The sequence below is a fragment of the Azospirillum melinis genome, assembly GCF_013340935.1.
GTDB lineage: Bacteria > Pseudomonadota > Alphaproteobacteria > Azospirillales > Azospirillaceae > Azospirillum > Azospirillum melinis.
Window position 1 is genome coordinate 38,686 of the sequence record NZ_WHOS01000008.1, and the last position, 24,625, is coordinate 63,310.

Consider the following 24,625-nt stretch of genomic DNA (forward strand, 5'->3'; position numbering starts at 1 on the left):
GTTCCGCGTCCAATATGGAGACGGACCAGGGCAGGAAGGGTCCGGGACCCATGAGTGACGATTTCAAGTCGGGTCATCTGACCCAGCAGGACGTGGCGCGGCTTCTGGCCGACCCGTCGCCGAACAGCCGGACCGATCTGGCCGCCAAGCTGTCCCAGCAGTTCGACAGTCCCGAGCTGTCGCAGGCGGAGCGCAAGCTGGCGGAAGACATCATCCGCGTCATGGTCAAGGACACGGTCCTGCGCGTCCGCCAGACCCTGGCGGAGAACCTGAAATCCAGCCCTTCTCTGCCGCGGGACGTCGCCCTGACCCTGGCCCGCGACGTGGAGGCGGTGGCGATTCCGGTGCTGAGCGTCTCCACCGTGCTGACACCGGCCGATCTGGTCGAGATCGTGCGCTCCGGTGCCGACGCCAAGAGCACCGCCATCGCCCAGCGCCCGACCGTGCCGGCCGCCGTCGCCGACGCGCTGATCGAAAGCGGGTCCGAACGCGCGGTCGCAGCATTGGTCGCCAACGAGGGGGCGGAACTGGGCGAGCAGAGCCTGGGCCGCGTCATCGACCGTTTCGGCGCCAGCGAGGCGGTGCAGGACCCGCTGGTCCACCGCTCCAGACTGCCGATCACCATCGCCGAACGGCTGGTTGCCGTGGTGTCGGAACGGCTGCGCCAGCATCTGGTCTCGCATCACGAACTGCCGTCGAAGGTCGCGTCGGAGCTGATCCTGCAGAGCCGCGAGCGGGCGACCGTCGCCCTGTTCACCGGTGAAAGCGACGAAGGGGCGCTGGACCGTCTGGTGATGCAGCTTGCCCGCACCGGCCGCCTGACGCCGTCGCTGCTGGTCCGTTCGCTGTGCACCGGCGACATCGCCTTCTTCGAGACGGCGATGTCGCGCATGGCGAATGTGCCGATGACCAATGCCCGGCTGCTGATCCACGATGCCGGCCGGCTTGGGCTGAAGTCGCTGTACGACAAGGCCAAGCTGCCGCCGGCTCTGCTGCCGGCCTGCCGCATCGCCATCGACGTGCTGAAGGAGACCCCCTATGACGGCGAGCCGGGCGACCGCGAACGCCACCGCCGCCGGGTCATCGAGCGCATCCTGACCCAGTATGAGGATCTGGCGCCGGAGGATCTGGACTTCCTGCTGGCGAAGCTGGGCGACATGATGCAGCCGGAAAACGCGGCGGCGTGACCGACCCGACCTTTTTCTCCGGTCCGGGCCAGCCGGCAGGCGGCGGTCCGGCCGACACCGTCCGCCGGCTGGAACGCCGCATTGCCGAATTGGAATCCGCCCTGCGCCAGAGCGAGGCCCGGGCCGGTGAAGCACGATTCCGATCGTTGTTGCGGACGGCGGCCAGCATCATCCTGGTTCTGGGCGACGACGGCCGCATCGTGGAGGCCAACCGCGATGCCGAGCGTGCCTTCGGGTTGGAAGCCGGCAGCGCCATCGGCCGTCTGTGGGCCGAGGCGATGAGGGAGCAGCCGACCGGCCCCTTCGCGGCCCAACTTGCCGTTGCCGCGATGGGCACGGAGGTCCGCAACTTCGAGCAGGTGCTGCGCGAGCAGGACTGCATGAGCGAGCGGGTGCTGCTGTGGAACCTGAACCGCCTGCCAAAGGCCGACGGCGCTTCCGCCGGCATCCTGTGCGTCGGCCAGGACATCACCCGGCGCAAGCGGGCCGAACTGGCCCTGCGGCAGGCCCGTGACGAGTTGGAGATGCGGGTGGCCGAGCGCACCCGCGCGCTGATGCAGGAGGTTCAGGAACGCCGCCGCGCCGAGCAGGCACTGATCCAGGCCAAGGAGCAGGCCGAACTGGCCAACCGCGCCAAGAGCGAGTTCCTGGCCAACATGAGCCATGAGCTGCGCACGCCGTTGAACGCCATCATCGGCTTTTCCTCGATGATGGAGAGCGAGATCGTCGGGCCGCTCGGCCATCCCAAATATCTCGACTATGCCAAGGTGATCGGCAAGTCGAGCCAGCATCTGCTGGCGGTCATCAGCGACATCCTGGACGTCGCCAAGATCGAAGCCGGCAAGCTGGAAATGCACCCCCAGCCGATGGATGTCCGCGACGCGGTGGAAAGCTCGCTCCTGCTGATCGCCGAGCGGGCGGAGGAGGGCGGACTGACCCTGTCCCAGGACATCGCTTCCGACACCCCCCACCTGCTGGGCGACCCGGTACGGGTGAAGCAGATCCTGCTGAACCTGCTGAGCAATGCGGTGAAGTTTACCCCCGTCGGCGGCAGCGTCGCCCTGCGTGTCCGTCCGGAGGGCGACCGCATCCTGATCGAGGTCGCGGACAGCGGGATCGGCATGAGCGCGGAGGGCATCGCCATCGCCCTGCAACCCTTCGGTCAGGTCGACAGCCAACTGTCCCGGCGGTCCGGCGGCACCGGACTGGGCCTGCCGCTCGTGCGGTCCTTCGTCGATCTGCTGAACGGCACGCTGGACATCCTCAGCCGCGAAGGGGAAGGCACCACGGTCAGCGTGCGTCTGCCGGTGGCGTTGCCGTATGACGGGGAATAGCCAGGGCCCGAAGCAATCAGGGAATGACATGTCTGTGATACAGGGACCGGCGACGCACGACGGCGACCGGAACGATGGGCCGTTGTCGGTTGCGATGGTGTTCGGGATTTCCGGGGTCGATCCGCTGGAGTGGGACGCCTGCGCCGCCGGCAAGGGGCCGTTCGTGAGCCATGCCTATCTGAGGGCGCTGGAAGAAAGCGGCCTGGCTGGCCCGGACATCGGCTGGCGTCCCGCCCATATGATCGTACGGGAGGCGTCTGGCCGGTTGGTCGGTGCGGCTCCCCTCTATCTGCGCGACCGCTCGACGGACGAATTCTGGTCGGATCAGGCCTGGGTCGATGGCTATCAGGCGTCGGGCGGACGCTATTTCCCGAAGCTGGTCATGGAGATTCCCTACACGCCGGTGACCGGGCCGCGCATCCTGCTGCGGAATGGGGCGCTGTCCGGCACGGCCGATGCGCTGATCGCCGCCCTGCGGTCGCTGGCCCACAAGCACGGTCTGTCGTCCATCCATGTCGGCTTTCCCGATGAAGAGGACCGTGCCCGTTTCGAGGCGGCGGGATGGCTAACCCGCCATGCCGTCGATTACGAGTGGCGGAACGAGGGATATCGCGACTTCGCCGATTTCACCGCCGCCCTGTCGAGCCGCCGGCGCAGAGTGATGCTGTGGGAGCGCCGCAAAATCGTGGCGAGCGGGGTGCGGTTCCGCGAGGTGCCGGGCAGTCGGGTCGCAGAGGCCGATGTCGCAATTTTCCTGGACTTGCTGAGCGACCTTCATCTCCGCCGGGGAAGGCGTCAGGCACTGACCATGGATTTCGTTCTGCGGCTCTGTGCCGTTCTGGGCGATGCTGTGACGCTGACCTTTGCCGAATCCGGCGGCGTTGCGATCGGCGCCCTTATGACGGTGGAAGATGACGATTGCCTCTATGTCCGGACCTGGGGGGCAAGAGAGGAGGCGCGCTTCGTTCATTTCGAAACCTGCTATTACCGCAGCATCGAACGGGCGATCGCCCATGGCCTGAGCCGGGTGAATGGTGGGCGCGGCGGACCGCATAAGCTTGAGCGCGGTTTCCTGCCGGTGCTGGCCCATGCCTGCCACTGGTTCCTTCACACCAACATGCGCGGCGCGGTCGCGGAAGGGTTGGAGCTGTACAACGCAAAGGCTCTCGCCAAATTCGTGCAGGAGCAGGCCCGCTCCCCTTACCGGCAACGGGATGGCCGATAGGTGCTTGCACGGCATGGTGAGGCGGGCCACCTTGCCTCTTTGAATGGACGAGGGGCGGAGTAGGACATGACTGTAAGCCGCGACGATCTGAAGACGCGCATTGGGCAGGCGCTGGGCGAGGCGAAGGCCGATCTGGTCATCAAGAACACGCGCTTTCTCAATGTCGTGACCGGCGAGATCGCGGAAGGCGACATTGCTGTCTGCGGCGAGGTCATCGTCGGCACCTACGAGTCCTATGATGGGGTGGAGGAGATCGACGGGCGTGGGCTGACCGTGGTTCCCGGCTTCATCGACACCCATGTCCATTGCGAGTCCACCTGCGTCACCCCGCAGGAGTTCGACCGTTGCGTCCTGCCGCGCGGCACCACCACCGCCATCTGCGACCCGCACGAGATCTGCAATGTGCTGGGCGAGCAGGGGCTGCGCTATTTCCTCGACAGTGCCGGCGGGACGGCGCTCGACCTGTTCGTGCAGTTGTCCTCCTGCGTGCCGGCGACGGAGCTGGAAACGTCGGGCGCCCGGCTGGAGGCGCCGGACCTGATCCGCCACATGGACCATCCCCGCGTGCTGGGGCTGGCGGAGTTCATGAACTTCCCCGGCGTCTTCCACAAGGTGGACGGGGTGCTCGACAAGCTGGCCGCCTTCGACGGGCGCCACATCGACGGCCACGCTCCCCTGATGTCGGGGAAGGAGTTGAACGCCTATCTCTCCTGCGGCATCCGCAACTGCCACGAGACGACCAGTGCGGATGAGGCGATGGAGAAGCTGCGCAAGGGCATGCAGGTGCTGATCCGCGACGGGTCGGTGTCGAAGGATGTCCATGCCCTGGCCGAAGTGATCACGCCGGAGACCTCCCCTTTCCTCGGCTTCTGCACCGATGACCGCAACCCGCTGGACATTGCGGAGGAGGGGCACATGGATCACCTGATCCGCAGCGCCATCCGCCTCGGGGCGCCGGTCGCCCATGTCTATCGCGCCGCCACCTGGTCGGCAGCACGCGGCTTCCGCCTGTACGACCGCGGGCTGGTGGCACCGGGGCATCGCGCCGACCTCGTCCTGCTCGATGATCTGGAGGACTGCGCGGTCAACCGGGTTATCCGCAACGGCAAAATCGTCGGGCCGCACAGTTTCGACGGCCGGCCGGCGGTAACGCCGGTGGGGCTCGCTTCGGTGAAGCTGGAGCCGGTGGCGGACGAGGATTTCGTCGTGCCGGCCGGCGGGTCGGTCCAATCGGTGATCGGGCTGGAGCCGGGCAAGATCCTGACCGAACACCGCCGGATCGAAGTGCCGGTGGTGGGCGGCCGGATGGTGGCCGACCCGTCGCGCGACCTGCTGAAGATCTGCGTTTTCGCCCGCCATGGCAGCAACCGCAACATCGGCCGCGGTTTTGTCCAGGGCTTCGGCATTGCGGAGGGGGCACTGGCGTCGTCGGTCGGCCACGACAGCCACAACATCTGTGTGGTCGGTGCCAGCGACGCCGACATGCGCGTCGCGGTCAACCGGCTGATCGAGCTTCAGGGCGGCTTCGTCGCCGTGCGCAACGGGCAGGTGGTCGGCGAACTGGCCCTGCCGCTGGCCGGGCTGATGAGCCTGGAACCGTTCGAGACGGTGGAGGTGAGGCTGCGGTCCCTGCGCGCTGCCGTCCGCACTATGGGTTGCCCGCTGGCCGAGCCCTTCCTGCAACTGGCCTTCCTGCCGCTGCCGGTCATCCCGCACCTGAAGATCACCGACCGCGGCATGGTCGATGTCGACCGGTTCGAACTGATTGCCGCCTGAGCGGGCGAGCTGCCCAAGAAAACGGCAGAAGCCCGGGGATTGGGCGGAGGTGGCCGGTTGGGCAGCCGGGAGCCTGCCCACCTGACGGATCCCCTCTCCGCTTGCGGGCGAGGGGCGGGGTAAGGGGGCGTAAACACAGGGTTTCCATCGGCCTACCTGTCGCCACCCCCCTCACTCGAACCTCTTTCCCGAAAGGGAAGAGGAGCTTTCAGTGAGGGGGGAAACGGCCGAAAGATTTATACAATTTGGTGCAGGCTCTCTGGCACGAGCTTTGCCACGACAACACGTACTTCGTTGTCAGTCATCGAGCGAGCCCGACCCGCCATGACCCATCTGGCCCCGATGATCCACCCGTTGCACAGCCTGCTGCCGGTCCGACCGCCAGAAACCGTGTCGATGCGGACGCGGGACGGCATTCGGCTGGATGCCGACCTTTACCGGCCCGATGCCGCGGGGACCTGGCCGGTCCTGCTGCTGCGGGCTCCCTGCGGCCGTCGCGTTGCCCAGACCAGCCATTACGCCCACCCGCGCTGGTATGCGGCGCGCGGCTATGTCGTGGTGGTGCAGGATATGCGCGGCTGCGGCACCTCCGACGGCCGGTTCCGACCCTTCGAGGCGGAACGGGAGGATGGGTCCGATGCCATTGCCTGGGCGGCATCCCTGCCGGGATCGTCGGGGGTGGTGGCGATGTATGGCTGCGGCTATGCCGGCATGGCGCAGTGGCTGGCACTGGCCGAGGCGCCGCCGGCCCTGCGGGCGGTGGCGCCGGCCTTCGCCGGCTGGGACGTGTTCTCCGACTGGGCTTACGAGGGTGGGGCCTTCCGGCTGGCCGACGCCATGAACTGGGCCCTGCGCACCGCCGCCGACGCGGCAAAGCGGGTCGAGGATGGCACCGGCCACCGCGTACTGTCGGATGCGGCGCGCAGTCTGCCTATCGATGACGAGATCCCGTCACGGCCGCAGGCCCTGCGCGACTACGCCCGCTACACCCATTACGACGACTGGCTGACCAACCCGGTGCCCGGCCCGGCCTGGGCCGCGCTGTCGCCCAAGGCCATGCAGGACAGCATGCCGGCCGATGTGGCGGTCCTGCAGATCGGCGGCTGGTACGATCCGCGGCTGGCCGGCATGCTGGATGCCCATGACCGCCTCAAGGCACGCGGGCGGGCGCCGGTGCGGCTGGTGGTCGGCCCCTGGGGCGCTGATGGACCGGCCGCGGCTCCGGGACAGGCGCCGACTCTCGACACGCTGCAGCTTGCCTGGTTCGAACGGGTGCTCAAGGGAGAGGTGGCCGACCGCGGCGGTCCGGTCCGCCTGCATGACGTGGAAGCGGGACGCTGGCACGACCTGCCCGACCTTCCGGCGGCCGAGGCTGTCCTGCATCTGTCCAGCGACGGCCTCGCCAACTGGCAGGGCGGTCGGCTGGAGTTGGAGATGCCCGAAATGGAGGCACTCGACGTGGTGGTCCACGATCCGCGTACGCCGGTGCCGACGGTGGGCGGCCATGCGGTGCCGGACGCTTGCGGCCGCCCCGACCGCGCCGCCGTGGACCGCCGCCCGGATGTCGCCACCTACACCAGCCTGCCGCTGGACGAACCGTTGACGCTGGCCGGGCGGGTGGCGCTGGAGGTGTGGGTGGAAGCCGACGCTCCGTCCTTCGACGTCAGCGCCGTGCTGTCGGTGGTGCGGCCCGACGGGCAGGTTCTGCCGCTGACCCAGGGGCATGCGCGGGTCGAACCGGGTGACCCGACCCGGCCGCTGACCGTCGCCATGCGGGCGACCTGCGCAACCCTGGTGGCGGGATCGGCCTTGCGACTCAGCCTTGCCGGATCCTGCTTCCCGGCCTATCCGGTCAATCCCGGCACTGGGGCGGAACCGGGCGAGACCCGCCGGGTCGATGCGTTGCCGATCACGTTGCTGATCCACAGCGGTCCCGACCGGCCGTCGCGCCTGCGCCTGCCGGCCGGGCTGTCCGTTTAAGGCGTCTCGTCCCCGTCTGTGCCCTGGCCGGCGGCCTCCAGGCAGAATTCGAGGCTCTGCGACAGGAAGCGCAGCATCAGGTCGCGGAAGGGCGTCTTGTCGCCGACCGACCAGGCCCGCTCGACAAGGTCGAGATAGAGGCTGCGGTCATCGGCGCCGATCACCACCGGCGGATAGCCGGCACGGTTCAGGATCAGGTTGCACAAGAGCAGTGCGGTTGCCCGGTTGCCGGCATCGAAGGGACGGATGGCGCTCAACCGGTGATGCGCTTCGAAGGCGGTATCGGGGCCGGCGTCGGACTTGCGCATCCAGGTCGACAGTGCCGACATCGACACGCGCAGCTTGGCCGGATCCGGCGCGGTTTCCGCCGGATCGTCCTTCGGCGCAGCATTGCGGTATTTGCCGGCGTCGTCGTCGATCCCGCGATAGAGCACATTGTGGAAGGCGGTGACGGTGCGCTCGGTGACCGCTCCCGACGGGTCGAAGGACAGCCGCGCCATCAGCTCCAGGGCGGCGCGGTGGTTCAGGACGAATCGCTGCTCCTCGACCGCACGGTGGCGCAGGACGCTGCCGCGCTCCAATATGGCCTTAACGTCGGCGCGCTTGAGCGGATAATCCTCCAGCGCCGCGGCGGCGGCGGTCAAATCCAGCTCGAACCGGTCGGCGATGCCGTGGACGACCTCCTGCGGCAGGGGGCGTGCGGCGTCCAGCGCCCGTTTCTTCTCCGCGATCTCGTCGAGCAGGGCCATCGGTCACTCTGTCGCTTTGGCAGGGGAGGGGGTGGCGTACCGCGCATCCTGCCGCCCCCCTGCGGGGATTTGCCGCTTGGACTGGCACGGTTGCCGGTTTTAGGATCCCTGTCAAGATGTCCACAACCCTGCCATGGCCGGCCGCAACCGCTTGATTTGGCGGGATGCACCTGCAATTGCGGGATGCGAGGGGGGAGATGGCTGCGATGAGCTATGTCGTCTGGGACGAATCCATGAGCGTCGGCGTGCCCGTGCTCGACGACGAGCATCGGCGGCTCCTCGACCTGTTCAACGGCCTGCTGGAAAGCGGGATCACGCCCGCCAACCGCGAGGAACTGTCCAGCCTGCTCGCCAGCCTCCGCGACTATGTCGCCGTCCATTTCGCGCGGGAGGAGGCGATGATGGTGCGCTGCGGCTATCCCGAACTGGACGGCCACCTCGCCGCCCACCGCTATTTCGCCGACGAGGTGGAGAAGCTGGCCCGCGACTTCGAGGGCGACAACCCCACCATGCTGCGCGTGGACCTGATCCTGCTGCTCAAGGACTGGTTCGTGGAGCACATCCAGCAGACCGACAGCCTGTACAAGCCCTATGTGGGGACGCAGGCATAGGCGGGACAATCCCCTCTCCCCGCCGGAGAGAGGGAGGGCCTTCTTTCACTGCTTCGCGGCGGCTTTCTGGTCGGGCAGGCCCTTGTCGAGCTTGGCCTGGATGGCTCCCTTGTCAGTCTCCTCGTCGGCGCTGCGCAGCGCGCGCATCCACTGGAAGCGGGCCTCGTTCCGGCGGCCGGCCCGCCAATAGGCGTCGCCGAGATGGTCGTTGATGGTCGGATCGCCCGGCTTCAACTCGACCGCGCGCTCCAGCTTGGCGACCGCCGCCTCGTAATCGCCCAGCGTGTAGAGCGCCCAGCCCAGGCTGTCGACGATGTAGCCGTCGCGCGGGCGCAGTTCCACCGCTCGCTCCACCATCGCCCTGGCCTTGGGCAGATTCTCACCGCGGTCGATCCAGCTGTAGCCGAGGAAATTGAGCAGAGACGGCTCGTCCGGGCGCAGCTTCAGCGCGGTTTGCAGGTCGGTTTCGGCCTGTTGCCACTGCTTGGTCTTCTCGAAGCACATTGCGCGGGCGTAGAGCAGCGGCCAATGCCGTTCCTGCGGCGTGCCGATCCGCTCCAGCGCCGTGGTGTAGGCGGGGATCGCCTCGGCGTAGCGCTTGGAGTAGCGGTAGATGTCGCCGAGCCGGGTGATCGCGTCGGTGCGCTCCGGCCGTTCGGCGGAGAGATCCTTGAGGATCGCGATGGCCTCGTCGTTGCGGTCCATGCGGGCGAGGCTGTCGGCCTCGCGCATGCGGGCGGTCCAACCCAGCAGCGGATCCGTCTCCAGCCGCTTGTAGGCGGCCAGCGCCTCCTCGTGATGGTCGCGCGAGGCGGTGATGTCGCCGATCAGCAGATGGGCCAGGGCCAGATCGTCACGCAGATGCAGGGCGATGCGGCCGAACAGCAGGGCCGGCTCGTCGGCATTCTCGTGGTGCAACGCGCTGCCCAGGTCGAACAGCGCCTCCGCCAGACCGGACCGGGCATCGGGGACCGGGCGGGCTTCCGACGGCGCGTTCGCCATGGCGGCCAGTGCCGGTTCCACCAGCAGTCCGTCGGGGTTGTTGCCCTGGAAGGTCTGATAGAGCTTGTGCGCCTCGTCCTTACGGCCAGTGCGCGTCATGAAGTTGCCGACGATCTGCACCACCCGCAGCGGCGCGTCGGTATCCGTCACCTTGGCATAGCGGGCCGCCGCCTCATCGTTGCGGCCGGCAAGATCGAGGATCAGCGCGGCATGCAGATTGTAAAGCGCTTCGAAGCCCTTGACGTCGGACAGCGGCTGCAGAGCCGCCAGCGCCTCGTCCGTCTTGCCGCGGGCAGTCACCAGCCACGCGCGGGTCAGCGGCGTCAGGAAGCGGCCGAGTCCGTCGGACGGCAGCCGGGCGGCATAGCCGTCGGCCTCGTCCAGCTTGCCCTTGGCCAGCGCATCGGCGGCCAGCAGGGTCAGCGCCATCTGCGGCTCGCCCTGGCCGCTGAGCAGCCGGTTGGCATGGTCGATCGCCGCTTCGATCCGGCCCTCGCCCAGCCGCAGCAGGAAGGTGCGGCCCAGCAGGGCGGGGTCGTCCGGGTCGGCGGCCAGCGCCTGCGCGGTAAAGCGCGCCGCCGCGGTCCAGTCGTCCTGGTGCTGGGCATAGCGGCCGGCCAGATAGCTGCCGGTGGCCGTTCCACCGCCATCCGCGCCCCGGTCTACACCGGGACCGGCGGCAAGGGCGGGCGTCAGGGTGGTCCCGGACATCAGGATGGCCAGGGAGACCGGCAGCAACCGGCGTCGGAACCTCGTCATGCTCTCGTCACCTCGTTTTCCGAGTCGGTATCCCATCATCTTCGACAGGGCGCGGGCAAGAGACTTTCGTACGTGTCCCCTTTTCGCATCTGCTAACGCCACTCCCCCCGCACCTGCTCGATCCGTTCCGGCCGCAGAATGTCGGTGGCGTGGGCGTCCATATGGGCTCGCAAGTCTTCCGGCATGCCCGGCGACAGGCTGGCGCCCTCCACCGACCAGCGGGCCATCCAGGACAGGGTGCGCAGCCAGGTCAGCCGGCGCAGTGCCTTCAGCCAGGGCAGAACCTCGTCGGCGAGGTCGCCCGGCACCGCCATCGCCCAGGCCGCGACGAAGGCGTCGATGTCCTCCGGGGCCAGTTCCGCATTCACCGCCGGGTCCCATCTGGTCGAGGTGTAAAGGCTGGCATGGGCAAGGTCGCTGGCCGGGTGGCCGTATTGCAGCTTCTCCAGGTCGGTGAACCACGCCTTGCCGTGGCCGTCGATCAGGAAGTTGCCGGGATGCACATCCACCCCGACCGCGGTCAGCGGCATCGGCGTTTCGGGCGGCGGTAAGAGGTCGCCGACACGGGCGGCGGCAAGTTCCTCCGCGATCAGGACACGGGTCTCGGTCGACAGGGGGGCATTGTCGAACCATGCTGCCTGCCATTCGACCTGGGCCAGCAATGCGGCGACAGGATCGGGCGGAGCGGGCAGCGGCTCGTAGAAGTCCGGCGGCGCCATGCGGTGCAATGCTGCGAGCGCGCGGGCGATGGCCGGCATGTCGCCGGGCAGGACAGGCGTGCGCCCCTCGACCTCGCCCACCACCAGGGCGCCCAGCGGCAGACCCTCGCCGGGCGGAAGCAGGCCGGCAAAGCGCGGGGTATGGCCTGACATCTCCGCCCGCCGGAAGGCGGTGGCCTGCCGGTCCAGCGCCGTCCAGGCATCGAGTCCGAGCTGGCTCCAGCGCGGGATGCGGGCGACCAGCCGCCGGCCGCGCAGCCGCACATGGTCGTGGGCGACGCCCTTCAGCGGCATCGGCTCCAGCGCGTCGGGGGAGAGATCGGCAAGGCGCGGCAGCCGGATCAGGGCGGCGTGCAGCGCCTCCATCGAGAAGCCCTGCGGTTCGCTCACGCCATATGCTCGCGCAGGCGGGGCATCAACTCGACCAGATTGCAGGGGCGATGGCGGTTGTCGAGCTGCCAGACCAGGATGTCGTCCCAGGCGTCGCGGCAGGCGCTGGGCGAGCCGGGCAGGGCGAAGATGTAGGTGCCGTTGGCGACGCCGCCGGTCGCCCGGCTCTGGATGGTGGAGGTGCCGACCTTGGCATAGCTGAGATAGCGGAACAGCTCGCCGAAGCCGGGAATCGCCTTCTCATAGAGCGCCTCGACCGCCTCGGGCGTCACGTCACGGCCGGTGACGCCGGTGCCGCCGGTGGTCAGGACCACGTCGATCTGCGGATCGGCGATGAAGGCCTGCACCTGGGCGCGGATCGCGGCGATGTCGTCCCGGACGATGGTGCGGGCGGCGACCCGGTGGCCGGCCCCGGCGATCCGCTCCGCCAGCGCATCGCCGGACCGGTCGTCGTCGGCGCTGCGGGTGTCGGACACCGTCACCACGGCGATGTTCACGGGAAGGAAGGGGCGGCTCTCGTCGATCTTCGGCATGGCGGCAGGCGTGTCCTCAAGTCGGGCCGGAGCCCGACATGGGCGCCGGCGGTCAGGGTATCGGGCTGGCCTCTCCCCGCTCAGCAACCGTTTCCACCGGCACCGGTCCCGCTGGCGCCGCTTCCACTGGATCCGACGCCGTTGCGACAGGCAGGTCGGGAGCCGGGGGGGCCACCTTCGCCGCAGGCTGCGGGTCGGGACGGGCCGCGACCTGGGGTGGACGGCCGTCCATGGGAACATAGGCCGGCCATTTCCCGTCGGCGACGGCGGTGAGCGAGGCGGTCTCCTGGCCCAGCCGAAGCTGGTAGATCCAGAAGTTCGCCATCACCTTCTCCACATAGTCGCGCGTCTCGCCGAAGGAAAGGCTTTCGATGAACAGCAGCGGATCGGTGATGTCGCTCAGATCCCGCCGCCAGCGCGCCAGCGTGCCCGGCCCGGCATTGTAGGCGGCCGTCGCCAGGAACAGGTTGCCGTCGATCTCCGGCATGCCCAGCAGTTCCGACAGATAGCGCTGGCCAAGCTCCATGTTGCGGGACGGGTCGAACAGGGCGTCGCGGTTGGCGTCGTCGCTGCCGATGTCGGCATTGCGCTCCCGCACATGCTGGGCGGTGCTGGGCAGGATCTGCATCAGTCCGGTCGCTCCGGCGGAGCTGACCAGCCGCGGGTCGAAGCGCGATTCCTGCCGCATCACCGCGAAGACCAGCGCGCGGTCGACCGCGAAGCCGTCGCGCGGCGTCCAATGGGGCAGCGGGTAGAGCGCGGCGGCATAGGGGGCGCCGTCCGGACCGGCCACCGCATTGCCGAGCCGCAGCGCCAGCGAGGCCACCCCGGCGCGGTCGGTCAGTGCGACCATCGCCTGTTCGATCAGCGGCTCGCCTTGCGGGTCGATGCGTTGCAGTTCCAGCCCCGCCAGTTCGCGCTGACCGGCCTGGAGCAGGGCGATGGCACGGGATCCTGCCGGTTTGGCCGCCACCGCCGCCAGCTGCCGCCCGGTCAGGTCCGGTGCCTGCCAGCGCACGTCGCCCAGGCTGCCCAGCGTCTGCAGGGCGATCAGGCCATAGAAGGTGTGGGGGTAGCGGGCGGCAGCGGCCAGATGCTCCGCCGCCTCCTTCTCCTTGCCGGGCTTGCGGGCCAGCGCGCGGGCTGCCCAGTAATCGGCTGCGGCGGCCTTCCAGGGATTACGCGGGCCGGCGGCGGCCATGCCGGTGAAATGGCGGGCGGCACGGTCGGTCTGCTTCAGCCGCCAGGCGGCCAGACCGGCGATCCAATGCGCTTCCGGCAGCATGTCGCCCGACCGCGCGGCGCTGGCCGAGGCGAGCGTCAGTGCCTGGGCCGTCTCGCCGGCATAATAGAGGGATGTCGCGATGCGGGCGCGGGCGGCGTCATACTGCACTGTGTCGAGCTTGCCGCCAAACTCGTCCTGGCTCAGCAGGCTCAGTGCGCTGTTGGTGCGGCCGGAGCGCAGCAGCTCTTCCACCCGCGCCACCGCCGCACGGTCGCTGCGGGCACGGGACACGGTGCGGCTGCGCGGGGCGACAGTGACGCTGTCGTCATCGTCCTCCTCGTTGCTGGCGACGGTGCGCAGGCCGCCCAGCCGTTCCAGCGACCCGACGAGGCGGACACGCTCCTCGCCCCGCGGCGGCTTCGGCGCCCGCTGGCCGGCGGGCTGGCGTTTCTGGGCCAGAGCGTAGACCCGCTCCGCCCCGGCGAGGTCGCCGTAATCCTGCATCCAGCGGGCGAGTTCCTCGTAACCGGCGCGGCGGTCGGGGTGGAGATAGCGCTGGCGCAGGACATAGCCGATCAGCCGGCGGTCCTTCAGCTTCGCCATCTCGGCATCTGCGGCGTCCCACTCCGCCCGTTCCTGGGCTGCGAAGATGCGGCGGTAGCGGGCGGCATCCTCCTCGTCCAGCTGGACGGCGCGGGCCGTCTCGTCGGCAGCCAGCAGCAGCGCGCCGGCGGAGGCGATGGAGTCGTCTACGACGGCGGACGGCGCCGTTCCGGCGGTCGGGTTGCCGGATGCCGCGGAATCGGCAGCGGAGAAATCAGGGGCGGAGAAATCGGGGGTGGCGGTTTCGGGAAGCCCCATCGCTGGATCGACCGGCGCGTCGGCGAAAACGGGGCTGGCGGGGTCAGGCACGGAATCCCCGCCGGGCGGGACGACGGCGTGACCGTCCGGCGCGTGGATGATGAGGGCGGCGCAAGCGGGCCGGAACCCGACCGCACCGTCGGGTCCCAGGGTGTAAGCCACCGTGAGACCCAGCACCCCCAGAAGGTTCCGCCGCAGCGGGGCCGCGCTCGCGACCCGGTATGCTGCACTGCAAAATATCCGGAGCATGGTTTCGGGATACATCACATCGGCGCGAACCGCAAGCAACGGATTCGCTCGGAATGTGTCGGCCCCGGTATTCGCCAGATGTTACAACGCTTTAACAGAGCTGGGAAAAAGGCTCTAGCCCGTTGGGAAAATGCCTTTCGGCATGGTCTGACCACATTTGTGCTGCGCGGTGATCGCAATCATACGAACGATTTCGGCAGCCCTGTGACATCCCATTTTCTCTTTCGATTACTTGATCCCTTCTTCGGCGATCTTTTGCTGCAACGCAAGCATGTCCCGCCACGCTTCCCGTTTTGCGATAGGGTTGCGCAGGAGGTACGCCGGATGGAGCATGGGCATCAGCGGAACGGGAGTTCCCACGACCTCGTAGGTTCGCCACTGCCCGCGCAGGCGGGTGATTCCCTCCGCCCGGTTCAGCAGGGTCTTGGTCGAAACCCCGCCGAGTGCCACCAGCAGCTTCGGCCGCACCAGCTCCACATGCCGCTCCAGGAAGGGCAGGCAGGCAGCGATTTCCGCCTGGGTCGGGCTGCGGTTGCCGGGCGGGCGCCAGGGCAGGATGTTGGAGATGTAGACGGCGCTGCGGTCCAGGCCGATCTGGGCCAGCATGCGGTCCAGCAGCTTGCCGCTGACCCCGACGAAAGGCTTGCCCTGCCGGTCCTCGTCCTCGCCCGGCGCCTCGCCGATCAGCATCACCCGCGCCTGCGGGTTGCCGTCGGCGAAGACGGTGTTCATCGCCGTTGCCTTCAGCGGGCAGCCGTCGAAGCTGCGCAGGGCCGTCTCCAGCGCCTCCAGCGTCTGCGCCTCGCCGGCGCGGGCGCGGGCCTGGATGCCGGCCTCGCTGGCGCCCAGCGGCTGGTCGGGCGAGGCGAAGAGAGCCGTTGCCGGACGTGCTGCCGCCGGGGCCGGCGCCCGAGTCGGGGTGGGACCGCTCGCCGTGTTGGCCCCCGCAGCAGGGCCGGAAGCGGCGCCACCGGCCGCGGCTGCGCCGGCGGACGGTGCGCGTGCCACCGGCCGGGTGGTGAGGGCGGCCCAGTCGGTCGGCTCGTCGCCGATGGCCTCGTCGCAGCCGATATCGGCATGCCAGCGCAGCGCGTCGAGGATGTCGCATACGTCAATCATCGTTTGACCTTACCACAGATCGTGTGGTCTTACATGTCCAGATACCCAATTTGGGTGCGGCGCAAACCGTGCTACAAGCACGCGCCCGCAAAAAGACCATAGGGCGTCCCGAGGGAAACAGTACCAAAACAAGACGGTGGGGGAGTGTGGTGATGGAACGCGAACCGCGCGAGGTCATGGAATACGATGTTCTGATCGTCGGCGCCGGCCCGTCGGGCCTGAGCGCCGCGATCCGTCTGCGGCAGCGCGCGGTCGAGACCGGGCAGGAACTCAGCGTCTGCGTGATCGAGAAGGGGTCGGAGGTGGGTGCCCACCTGCTGTCCGGCGCCGTCTTCGAGCCGCATGCGCTGGACGAGCTGATCCCGGACTGGAAGGAAAAGGGCGCCCCCCTCACCACCAAGGCGCGCGAAGACCATTTCCTGTTCCTGACGGAAACGAAGGCCTACAAGTCGCCCTTCGCCCCGCCGCAGATGAACAACCACGGCAACTACATCATCAGCCTGGGCAATCTCGCCCGCTGGATGGCGACGCAGGCGGAAGAGCTTGGGGTCGAGATCTATCCCGGCTTCGCAGCGGCGGAAGTGCTGTATGACGACAAGGGTGCGGTGAAGGGTGTCGCCACCGGCGACATGGGCATCGGCAAGGACGGCGAGAAGACCGGCAACTACACGCCCGGCATGGAACTGCACGCCAAGCAGACCATCTTCGCCGAGGGCTGCCGCGGGTCGCTGACCAAGACCCTGTTCGAGAAGTTCGACCTGCGCCGCGACTGCCAGCCGCAGACCTACGGCATCGGCATCAAGGAGTTGTGGGAGGTCGACCCGTCGCAGTCGAAGCCGGGCCTGATCGTCCACACCATCGGCTGGCCGATGGACCCCAAGACCTATGGCGGGTCGTGGCTGTATCACATGGAAGGGAATCTGGTGTCGGTCGGCTTCGTCGTCGGCCTCGACTACTGGAACCCCCACATGAGCCCGTTCGAGGAGTTCCAGCGCTACAAGACCCACCCGGCGATCCGCCCGACCTTCGAAGGCGGCCGGCGTCTGTCCTATGGCGCCCGCGCGCTGTCGGAAGGCGGTTTCCAGTCGATCCCGAAGCTGACCTTCCCCGGCGGCCTCCTCATCGGCGACGGTGCCGGTTTCCTGAACGTGCCGAAGATCAAGGGCAACCACACCGCCATGAAGTCGGGCATGGTCGCGGCCGAGGCGGTGTTCGACCATTTGACCGGCGGCGACAACAACGGTCCGGAGGTCATCGCCTATCCGGAGCGTCTGAAGCAGTCCTGGGTCTGGCCGGAGCTGTACGCCGTCCGCAACATCCGCCCGGGCTTCCAGAAGGGCCTGTGGGCCGGTCTGGCGAACGCCGCCTACGAGACGGGGCTGAAGGGCAAGTCGCCCTGGACGCTGAAGCACCATGCCGACCACACCACGCTGGTGAAGGCCAGCGAGGCGCCGAAGATCGCCTATCCCAAGCCGGACGGCAAGGTCAGCTTCGACCGCCTGTCCTCGGTCTACCTCTCCAACACCAACCATGAGGAAGACCAGCCGCCGCACCTGACGCTGAAGGACAAGTCGGTCCCGATCAGCGTCAATCTGGCGCTCTACGACGCGCCGGAGCAGCGTTACTGCCCGGCCGGTGTGTACGAGATCGTCCGCAACGACGACGGCAGCGATCCGCGGTTGCAGATCAACGCGCAGAATTGCGTGCACTGCAAGACCTGCGACATCAAGGACCCCACCCAGAACATCAACTGGGTCGTGCCGGAAGGCGGCGGGGGGCCGAACTATCCGGGCGGCATGTAAGAAGCCTTTGCCTCCCTCCCATGGCTTCGCCGCTGGTCGGAGGGGGAGAGGCGCATGCGCCGAAGCCACATGCAGATGGATGACCGGCACCACCCCGCGGGTGCCGGTTGCGCCGCGCGCCACTCCTATCTATAAGGCAAGCGGTAACCTCTCTGCGACGGCGCGATGATCGTTTCCTGTCCGACCTGTTCGACGCGCTATACCCTGTCCGACGAATCGCTCGGGCAGGATGGCCGGAAGGTTCGCTGCGCCCGCTGCGGTCACACCTGGTGGCAGATGCCCGACCGGGCAGAGCTTGAGCCGGTCGTCCCCGATGCCCTGACCGAACTACGGCCCGCAAAGCCCGCAGCGAAGGCCGCCGGGAAGTCCGCAGAAAAATCCAAAGGCAAATCACCGAAGGCCCCGCGTGCCAAGCCGGCCCGCAGTACGGTGATCGGCTTTGCAGTGTTGGGGCTGCTGGTCGTCGGGTCCGCCGCCGGCGCCTATTTCGCCCGCGACGCCATCGTCCGCAGCTGGCCGCCCGCGGCATTGCTCTATGACGCCATCAGCATGCCGGCCGAACCGCCGGGCTTCGGGCTGGAACTGCGCAACATCCGCTCGGAACAGAAGCTCGAAGGCGGGAAGACCGTCCTGCTGCTGGAGGGGGAGGTCGCCAACACGACCGACATCGAGCGCACGCTGCCGCCGCTGCGAGTCAACACCTTCGGTCCAGAGCACAAGCTGTTGCAAAGCTGGGCCATCGAGCAGTCGGCCGAGACGCTCGGCCCCGGTGCCGCGGCGGGATTCCACCACAGCCAGCCCGATCCCGGCCCGGTGACCGAAGTGACGATCACCTTCGGCGGTCCGCCTCCCGGTCTGGAGCCGCCCGCTGCCGAGAAGCCTGCCGAGAAGGCCGCGGAAAAGCCGGCTGCTGCGAAGGCGGCTCCTGAAAAACACGCGGCCCCGGCCAAGGGCCACTGATCCAAATCGGGGCGGCGCTCTTTACCGCTCCGGGATGCCGTATTTCCGCAGTTTGTTGGCAATCATTGTGTGCGAGGTGTTCAGCCGCGCCGCCAGCTTGCGGCTGGACGGAAAGCGCGGGTAGAGCCGGCGCAGCAGCGTCCGCTCGAACCCGTCCACCGCATCCTCCCAGCTGCCGGCATCCTCCGTCGGCACTTCGGCCGCCTGCATGCCGGCGCCGGCCAGTTCCAGATCGGCGGCGTCCAGCGTGCCGCCGTCGCTCATCGTCACGGCACGGAAGATGACATTCTCCAACTGCCGCACGTTGCCAGGCCAGCGGTTGGCGAGCAGCGCCGCCGCCGCCGCCGGGGTCAGCCGGCCGGGCGGGCGCCGGGCCTGCGCAGCGGCGCGCGCAATAAAATGGCGGGCGAGCAGCAGGATGTCCTGCCCGCGTTCGCGCAGCGGCGGGACATCCAGAGTCAGCACGTTGAGGCGATAGAACAGATCCTCGCGGAAACTGTGGTCGGCGACCATCGCCTCCAGCGAGCGGTGGGTGGCGCTGATGACGCGGACATCCACCTTCTGCTCGCGCTCGCCGCCCACCCGGCGGAAGCTGCCGTCATTGAGGAAGCGTAGCAGTTTGGCCTGGAGATAGGCCGACATTTCGCCGATCTCGTCGAGGAAGACGGTGCCTCCATGGGCCAGTTCCAGCAGGCCGGGCTTGCCGCCGCGCTGCGCCCCGGTGAAGGACCCAGGGGCGTAGCCGAACAGTTCGCTCTCCGCCAGATTCTCCGGGACGGCGGCGCAGTTCAGCGCCAGGAAGGGCTTGTCCCGGCGCGGGCTGGCGCGGTGGCAGGCGTGGGCGATCAGCTCCTTGCCAGTGCCGGTCTCGCCCAGGATGAGCAGCGGCGCCTCCATCGCGGCGACGCGCGCGGCGCGTGCCTTCAGCGCCCTGACCGGCGGGGATTCACCGAGGATGCGGTCGAAGCCGCCCTCATCGAAATTCTGGATGGCGTCGAGCCGCTCGCCAAGGCGCGACGGGGTGAACAGGGTGATGACGGCGCCGGCCGCCTCGACATCGACGATGGGCGTCACCTCCAGCAGGAAGGGTTGGCCGTTCAGCGTCACCTCGCGCCCCGACATGCGGAAACCGCCCGCGGTCAGTTCATCCGTCAGGCCCGGTTCGCCGAACAGCTCGCCGAGATCGAGGCCGGCGAGGCGCGCCTCCGGCAGTCCGGCGACCTGGGCGGCGGCGGCGCTCGCCACCACGACCCGGGCCGCACGGTCGACGGCCAGCACCGGGTCGGGCAGGGCGGCGAGCAGCGCATCCAGATGCAGCCGCCGCCGCGTACCCGGCAGCATGTCGATGGCCGCCACCGACCGCACCCCGGCAATGCCCCGCAGCGCGTCGGAAAGAGCAGGCAGGGCCGCCGGATCGAGGCCGGGGGCGTCGATGTGGATCAGCGGCGGGTCGACCTCGACACCGACCACATTGAGCCGGCGCAACGCCAGCACGGCGAGGATCTCATGGGCGATGCCGACGCGGTCGGTGAAGGTGACTTCGATGCGCATGGGCGTGGCGTTGGCAGTGGGGACGAACGGCAATCACTGTACATATATCGTTACGCTGTATCAAAATCTTTACACCGCTTCAAACCGTTGATCTTCAACACCCTAGTCCGGAAAGGCCTCCTCCCTGTAAACATACGCATACACCAGACCACCCGCCGCTCCACCCGCATTGCAGCGAATCCGCCGATTTCCGGACTGGCACGGTGTTTGCGAAACACTCCCCCAAGCGAAGTCATCCATCCCTCGGGGAGCCAGTCTCATGCGCGTGATCGTTCTGGGCAGCGGCGTCATCGGTGTCACCACCGCCTATTATCTGGCGCGCGCCGGGCATGAGGTGACCGTGATCGACCGTCAGGCCGGCCCGGCGCTGGAGACCAGCTATGCCAACGCGGGCGAGGTGTCGCCGGGCTATTCCGCTCCCTGGGCGGCGCCGGGGCTGATGCTGAAGGCCGCCAAGTGGATGATGATGAAGCATTCGCCGCTGGTGATCCGGCCGAAGCTGGATCCGGCGATGTGGTCCTGGTGCCTGAAGCTGCTGGCCAACGCCAACGAGGCGAGCTACCAGCTGAACAAGAGCCGCATGGTCCGCGTCGCCGAATACAGCCGCGACTGCCTGAAGGCCCTGCGCGCCGAGACCGGCATCACCTATGACGAGCGCACCCAGGGCACGCTCCAGGTCTTCCGGACCCAGAAGCAGATGGACGCCGCCGGCTACGACATGGCGGTGCTGGAACGCTACGGCGTTCCCTACAGCCTGTTCGACCGCGACGGCCTGACCTCGGTCGAGCCGGCTTTGGCCCATGTGAAGGACAAGCTGGTCGGCGCGCTGCACCTGCCGGGCGACGAGACCGGCGACTGCTTCCAGTTCACCAACAAGCTGGCCGCCTATGCCGCCAAGCGCGGGGTGGAGTTCCGCTACGGCGTCTCCATCCGCGGGCTGGAGAGCGACGGTCGCAAGATCACCGGCGTGCTGACCGACCAGGGCACGCTGACCGCCGACAGCTACATCGTCGCCATGGGCAGCTATTCGCCCAAGCTGGTGAAGCCGCTGGGCATCGACCTGCCGGTCTATCCGGTGAAGGGCTATTCGCTGACCCTGCCGATCACCGACGCCGCCCACGCTCCGGAATCGACGGTGATGGACGAGACGCACAAGATCGCCGTCACCCGGCTGGGCGACCGCATCCGCGTCGGCGGCACGGCGGAACTGTCCGGCTTCGACCTCAGCCTGCGCGAGAGCCGCCGCGGCCCACTGGACCATGTGGTCAGCGACCTGTTCCCCAAGGGCGGCGACCTGTCGAAGGCGGAGTTCTGGACCGGGCTGCGCCCGAACACCCCGGACGGCACGCCGATCCTGGGCGCGACCGATGTCCGCAACCTCTACCTCAACACCGGCCACGGCACGCTGGGCTGGACGATGTCCGCCGGCTCCGCCCGCGTGCTGGCCGACCTGGTCAGCGGCCGTCAGACCGAGATCGACATGGAAGGCCTCAGCGTCGACCGCTACGGCCGCAAGCCGTCGGTGGCGGTGTCGCGCCCGGCGGCAGTGCGTCCCGCCTGATTTGAACCGGCCTGACCTGAATATGTGACCCGCGCCGTACGGCGGACGCGGGTCATCGCCAGCTCAAGAAGGGCGGCGTCGGTGATCTCGGCTCCATCCAGCCGCTGTCGCCCGCGCCGCCCTTCGCATTTCTCCACCCGGTGGCCGAGGCGCCTGAGATGCAGGATCGCCTCGTAGAGCCGGGCCGCCGGCTCCGCGCTCGGACGGGCCGTCACGGATGGACCACGAGGACGACCAGCCGCTTCGGACCGTGGACGCCATAGGCCAGAGTCTGCTCGATGTCGGCGGTCTTGCTGGGGCCGGACACCAGCAGCACGTTGGTCGGCATCGCCTGCGCCCATCCCTGGTCGCGCATCGCTTGAAGGAAAGTGTCGTAGAGGGCGTCCGCACGCAGAAGGGCGATGTGGATGTGCGGGACCAGCGAGAGGGTGCGCGGTTCCTCGGCCGTCGGCCACAGGATCAGGCTGCCCGTCTCGGCGATGGCACCGCGGGTGGTGGTCAGGCCGGCTTCGATGGTGTCGAACAGGCGGGGCTTGAGGTCTTCGAGCGGCCGGTCATAGGGGATCAGGGCGGTGGAGGAGGCATCCCACCCCTCGACCAGCCGTTTCCCCGTATCCGTTGCCGGCGCATAGATCAGCGACCCCACCCCTTCGTGTGCCAGGAACTCCCGGAGCACCGCCGGCCAATCGGCCTCGGTCGCGTCGAGAAATTCGGTATGAACCGCTTCCATCAGCCGACGGATGCGGGGCAGCCGCTCTTCCTCCGCCCACTGCTTCGCCTCGATCGGCGCAAAATCCGAGGCCGGCGGCGTCAGCGGGTGAGCGTCGCGCGTTTTGCGCAGCTTCGTCAGGATCGAGTTGCGGGTTTCAGACATCGGGAACCCCCTTGGCGCGGGCGAGGTCGTGCAGGGTGCGGCTGGCGAAGCGCGGCTTGGTGCGGACATTCGTCCACTCCTTCAGCATGGGCAGCGACGACGGCGCCGCATTGCCGAGCTTGCTCATCGCCAGCGTGGCGACACGGTAAGCGGTTGGCGAGGCGTTCATCGCCGCCCAGCCGCTCCATACCATCGCTTCCGTCCGGCTGGCCTTGGCGCCGCCGTCCTTCACCGCACCGCTGGGCTTCACCGCCTCGACCCGCAGGCGCCCCATGATCTCGACGATGGGGATCTTCACCGGGCAGATCTCGACGCAGGCGTTGCACATGGTGCAGGCGTGGGGCATGGCGCCGCGCTTCTCCAACCCCTCGATCTGCGGCACCAGGATCTTGCCGATGGGGCCGGGATAGGGCGCCTCATAGGCATGGCCGCCGACCTTGGTGTAGACCGGGCAATGGTTCATGCAGGCGCCGCAGCGGATGCAGCGCAAGGTGTCGCGCAGTTCCGGGTCGGCGTAGATGCTGGACCGCCCATTGTCGAGGATGATCAGATGCACCTCGCGTGGGCCGTCCTTCTCACCCGGCTTGCGGGGGCCGGAGATCATGTTGACGTAGGTGGTGATCGGCTGGCCGGTGGCTGAGCGCGGCAGCAGGCTGATGACCGGCGGCACGTCCTCCAGCTTTTCCACCACCTTTTCCAGACCCATGAAGGCGATGTGGACCGGCGGCACCGTGGTGCACATGCGGCCGTTGCCCTCATTCTCGATCAGGCAGAGGGTGCCGGTTTCCGCCACCGCGGCGTTGACGCCGGACATGCCGACATCAGCGGCCTGGAACTTGGCGCGCAGCACCCGGCGGGCGAGGTCGGTCAGATAGGCGGCATCCTCGCGGCTCTCGGCGTCCTTGATCTTGCGCTTGAACAGATGGGCGATCTGTTTGGTGTTCAGGTGGATCGCCGGCATGATGATGTGCGACGGCATGGTGCCGTCCAGCTGCACGATGTATTCGCCGAGGTCGCTTTCCAGAACCTCGATGCCGTTCTTTTCCAGAACGGCGTTCAAATGCATCTCCTCCGTCACCATCGACTTGCCCTTGACCACCAGCTTGGCGTTGGTCTTGTGCAGGATGTCGAGCGCGATGGCGTTGGCCTCATCCGTCGTGGCGGCCCAATGGACGGTGATGCCGTTGCGGGTGCAGGTCTCCTCCAGCGTCTCCAGCAGTTCCGGCAGTTTCGACAGGGCGCGCAGCCGGACCGAGGCGGCCAGCGCCCGCACTCCATGCCATTCGCCGGCATCGGAGAACTGGGCAGCGCGCTTGCTCATCAGACCGTCCATCGCGCGGCGGAAATTGCCGCGCAGCTGCGGGTCGGCCAGCGCCGCGCGCGAGGCGGCGGCGAAATCCGGTGCGTTACCGTCCATGAATGCGCTCCTTCAGGAACTGGGCGATGTGCTGGCCGCGCGCGGCCTTGGCACCGGCCTCCAGCGAGCCGCCGATGTTCAGCAGGCAGCCGCAGTCGCCCGACACCACGCGGGCGGCGCCGGTGTCCTCGATGTCCGCCACCTTGTCGCCTACCATCGCGGCGGAGATCTCCGGATGGCGCACGGCGAAGGTGCCGCCGAAGCCGCAGCATTCCTTCTCCCGCTTCAGCTCCACCAGCTCGACATTCGCAAGCTGGCGCAGCAGCGCTTTCGGCTCCTCGACCACGCCCATTTCGCGCTGGGCATGGCAGGAGGCGTGCCAGGTGACGCGCACTGGCTCCCCTTTGTCGGTGAGCTGGACGTCGAGGACATGGACCAGGAACTGCGTCAGCTCCCAGACGCGGGCCGCAACCTGCACCGCCTTGGCCTCGTCCGGCTCACCATGGAACAGGTCGGGCCAATGCTTCTTCATCATGCCGGCGCAGGAACCCGACGGCACGACGATGGGATCGTCGCCGGGAAACAGGTCCAACTGGGCGCGGGCGACCTTCAGCGCGTCGGCGCGGTAGCCAGAATTGTAGGCGGGCTGGCCGCAGCAGCTTTGCCCCTGCGGGAAGACGACGGTCAGGCCCTGCGATTGCAACAGCTCGATCCCCGCCATCCCGGCATCGGGAAAGAACAGGTCGACGAGGCAGGTGCCGAAGTAATAGACTCGGGTGGGTTTGGGGATCGCGGACATCG

Annotated in this window: 20 protein-coding genes; 9 read left to right on the plus strand and 11 right to left on the minus strand. The window is 68.2% G+C overall.

Going from position 1 to position 24,625, the window contains the following annotated elements:
- Positions 1–50 precede the first annotated feature (50 nt).
- The 5 genes from spbR (at position 51) to GBZ48_RS08405 (ending at position 7,502) form a co-directional block, all read left to right on the plus strand.
- A complete protein-coding gene (spbR, locus tag GBZ48_RS08385; protein ID WP_174470619.1) occupies positions 51–1,187 on the plus strand; it encodes a SpbR family protein in 1,137 nt (378 codons plus the stop codon).
- Positions 1,184–2,521, plus strand: a complete 1,338-nt coding sequence (locus GBZ48_RS08390) for an ATP-binding protein (RefSeq protein ID WP_174470620.1) — start codon at positions 1,184–1,186, stop codon at positions 2,519–2,521. Before spbR ends, GBZ48_RS08390 begins: the two co-directional genes overlap by 4 nt.
- 28 nt (positions 2,522–2,549) lie before the next feature.
- Positions 2,550–3,746: a GNAT family N-acetyltransferase gene (locus tag GBZ48_RS08395; protein WP_174470621.1), complete on the plus strand. Its 1,197-nt coding sequence runs from the start codon at positions 2,550–2,552 to the stop codon at positions 3,744–3,746.
- Positions 3,747–3,812: 66 nt separating this feature from the next.
- The gene (ade, locus tag GBZ48_RS08400; RefSeq protein WP_174470622.1) at positions 3,813–5,522 is read left to right on the plus strand and encodes an adenine deaminase; all 1,710 of its coding nucleotides are present in this window, start codon (positions 3,813–3,815) and stop codon (positions 5,520–5,522) included.
- A gap of 324 nt (positions 5,523–5,846) precedes the next feature.
- Entirely contained in the window at positions 5,847–7,502 is a 1,656-nt protein-coding gene (locus tag GBZ48_RS08405) for a CocE/NonD family hydrolase (RefSeq protein WP_174470623.1), read from the plus strand.
- On the opposite strand, the gene GBZ48_RS08410 is transcribed toward GBZ48_RS08405, so the two are convergent.
- The gene (locus tag GBZ48_RS08410; RefSeq protein WP_174470624.1) at positions 7,499–8,251 is read right to left on the minus strand and encodes a Fic family protein; all 753 of its coding nucleotides are present in this window, start codon (positions 8,249–8,251) and stop codon (positions 7,499–7,501) included. The two genes, GBZ48_RS08405 and GBZ48_RS08410, sit on opposite strands and share 4 nt — an antisense overlap.
- Positions 8,252–8,457: 206 nt before the next feature.
- Between GBZ48_RS08410 and GBZ48_RS08415 the strand changes: the two genes are divergently transcribed.
- Positions 8,458–8,862, plus strand: coding sequence for a bacteriohemerythrin (locus GBZ48_RS08415; protein ID WP_174470625.1), 405 nt, complete (start codon positions 8,458–8,460; stop codon positions 8,860–8,862).
- A gap of 45 nt (positions 8,863–8,907) precedes the next feature.
- On the opposite strand, the gene GBZ48_RS08420 is transcribed toward GBZ48_RS08415, so the two are convergent.
- The 5 genes from GBZ48_RS08420 to GBZ48_RS08440 all read right to left on the minus strand — a co-directional run bounded on the left by GBZ48_RS08420 (position 8,908) and on the right by GBZ48_RS08440 (position 15,719).
- The gene (locus GBZ48_RS08420) at positions 8,908–10,623 is read right to left on the minus strand and encodes a tetratricopeptide repeat protein (protein WP_174470626.1); all 1,716 of its coding nucleotides are present in this window, start codon (positions 10,621–10,623) and stop codon (positions 8,908–8,910) included.
- Between the two features lie 92 nt (positions 10,624–10,715).
- On the minus strand, positions 10,716–11,732 hold the full coding sequence (locus tag GBZ48_RS08425; protein ID WP_343049441.1) for a phosphotransferase family protein: 1,017 nt from the start codon (positions 11,730–11,732) through the stop codon (positions 10,716–10,718).
- The gene (moaB, locus tag GBZ48_RS08430) at positions 11,729–12,265 is read right to left on the minus strand and encodes a molybdenum cofactor biosynthesis protein B (RefSeq protein ID WP_174470627.1); all 537 of its coding nucleotides are present in this window, start codon (positions 12,263–12,265) and stop codon (positions 11,729–11,731) included. Before moaB ends, GBZ48_RS08425 begins: the two co-directional genes overlap by 4 nt.
- Before the next feature lie 52 nt (positions 12,266–12,317).
- Entirely contained in the window at positions 12,318–14,402 is a 2,085-nt protein-coding gene (locus GBZ48_RS08435; protein WP_343049444.1) for a transglycosylase SLT domain-containing protein, read from the minus strand.
- Between the two features lie 426 nt (positions 14,403–14,828).
- Entirely contained in the window at positions 14,829–15,719 is an 891-nt protein-coding gene (locus tag GBZ48_RS08440) for a uracil-DNA glycosylase (RefSeq protein WP_174470629.1), read from the minus strand.
- 152 nt (positions 15,720–15,871) lie between these two features.
- On the opposite strand from GBZ48_RS08440, the gene GBZ48_RS08445 reads away from it, so the two are divergent.
- Positions 15,872–17,521: an electron transfer flavoprotein-ubiquinone oxidoreductase gene (locus tag GBZ48_RS08445; protein ID WP_174470630.1), complete on the plus strand. Its 1,650-nt coding sequence runs from the start codon at positions 15,872–15,874 to the stop codon at positions 17,519–17,521.
- Between the two features lie 165 nt (positions 17,522–17,686).
- On the plus strand, positions 17,687–18,481 hold the full coding sequence (locus tag GBZ48_RS08450; protein WP_174470631.1) for a zinc-ribbon domain-containing protein: 795 nt from the start codon (positions 17,687–17,689) through the stop codon (positions 18,479–18,481).
- A 21-nt stretch (positions 18,482–18,502) separates the two neighbouring features.
- Here GBZ48_RS08450 and GBZ48_RS08455 read toward each other — a convergent pair whose 3' ends face one another.
- Positions 18,503–20,032, minus strand: coding sequence for a sigma 54-interacting transcriptional regulator (locus GBZ48_RS08455; RefSeq protein WP_174470632.1), 1,530 nt, complete (start codon positions 20,030–20,032; stop codon positions 18,503–18,505).
- Between the two features lie 259 nt (positions 20,033–20,291).
- Here GBZ48_RS08455 and GBZ48_RS08460 point away from each other — a divergent pair, with 259 nt between their 5' ends.
- Positions 20,292–21,593: a D-amino acid dehydrogenase gene (locus GBZ48_RS08460; RefSeq protein WP_174470633.1), complete on the plus strand. Its 1,302-nt coding sequence runs from the start codon at positions 20,292–20,294 to the stop codon at positions 21,591–21,593.
- Here the strand turns inward: GBZ48_RS08460 and GBZ48_RS08465 are convergent.
- The 4 genes from GBZ48_RS08465 to GBZ48_RS08480 are packed head-to-tail and all read right to left on the minus strand — an operon-like array spanning position 21,536 to position 24,623.
- A complete protein-coding gene (locus GBZ48_RS08465; protein ID WP_174470634.1) occupies positions 21,536–21,808 on the minus strand; it encodes a hypothetical protein in 273 nt (90 codons plus the stop codon). The genes GBZ48_RS08460 and GBZ48_RS08465 overlap by 58 nt on opposite strands.
- Positions 21,805–22,467 carry a LutC/YkgG family protein gene (locus tag GBZ48_RS08470; protein WP_174470635.1) on the minus strand — a complete coding sequence of 221 codons (663 nt, stop codon included), beginning with the start codon at positions 22,465–22,467 and terminating at the stop codon, positions 21,805–21,807. The genes GBZ48_RS08465 and GBZ48_RS08470 overlap by 4 nt, the downstream gene beginning before the upstream one ends.
- Complete coding sequence (locus GBZ48_RS08475) at positions 22,460–23,884, minus strand: LutB/LldF family L-lactate oxidation iron-sulfur protein (RefSeq protein WP_174470636.1); 1,425 nt, start codon at positions 23,882–23,884, stop codon at positions 22,460–22,462. Before GBZ48_RS08475 ends, GBZ48_RS08470 begins: the two co-directional genes overlap by 8 nt.
- Positions 23,874–24,623 (minus strand): (Fe-S)-binding protein, encoded by a 750-nt coding sequence (locus tag GBZ48_RS08480; RefSeq protein WP_174470637.1) that lies wholly within the window; start codon positions 24,621–24,623, stop codon positions 23,874–23,876. Before GBZ48_RS08480 ends, GBZ48_RS08475 begins: the two co-directional genes overlap by 11 nt.
- Between the last annotated feature and the right edge of the window lie 2 nt (positions 24,624–24,625).